Origin of the sequence: Haemophilus sp. UMB1048 (genome assembly GCF_030218125.1) — a bacterium.
GTDB lineage: Bacteria > Pseudomonadota > Gammaproteobacteria > Enterobacterales > Pasteurellaceae > Haemophilus_D.
In genome coordinates, this window is sequence record NZ_JASOPB010000220.1 from 1 (window position 1) to 230 (window position 230).

At 48.3% G+C, this 230-nt stretch carries 1 protein-coding gene; it reads left to right on the top strand.

The window, feature by feature from the left end; genetic code table 11:
• On the top strand, positions 1-230 hold a 230-nt coding region (locus QP437_RS10545), incomplete at both ends, for an ABC transporter permease (RefSeq protein WP_285267806.1).

The following is a 230-nucleotide window of genomic DNA, read 5'->3' on the forward strand; positions in this document are numbered from 1 at the left end:
TAAAACCTTCCCTGAAATGCAAAAGGTCCTGCCGATACTGCTTAAGCCGCTGTATTTCATCTCCTGCATCATGTTCCCTCTGCACTCAATTCCAAAGCAATACTGGTCGTATCTACTCTGGAACCCATTAGTGCATGTCGTGGAGTTAAGCCGCGAGGCAGTTATGCCTGGCTATATCAGCGAAGGTGTGAGTCTGAACTACCTGGCAATGTTCACTCTGGTCACCCTGT